At 52.2% G+C, this 224-nt stretch carries 1 rRNA gene; it reads right to left on the bottom strand.

Annotated features, from left to right (window positions below):
• A 23S ribosomal RNA gene (locus NUX24_RS21810) occupies nucleotides 1-224 on the bottom strand; the annotation flags it as partial.

Genomic DNA, 224 nt, shown 5'->3' with positions numbered 1-224 from the left:
TCGGTTGATTTCTTTTCCTCGGGGTACTTAGATGTTTCAGTTCCCCCGGTTCGCCTCGTTAACCTATGTATTCAGTTAACGATAGTGTGACGAATCACACTGGGTTTCCCCATTCGGACATCGCCGGGTCAAAGGTTCATATCACCTCGCCGGCGCTTTTCGCAGATTAGCACGTCCTTCATCGCCTCTGACTGCCAGGGCATCCACCGTGTACGCTTAGTCGC

Origin of the sequence: Enterobacter sp. HG048, assembly GCF_024702055.1 — a bacterium.
Lineage (GTDB): Bacteria > Pseudomonadota > Gammaproteobacteria > Enterobacterales > Enterobacteriaceae > Enterobacter > Enterobacter dykesii.
This window is presented reverse-complemented; position numbering and strand designations above follow the sequence as displayed.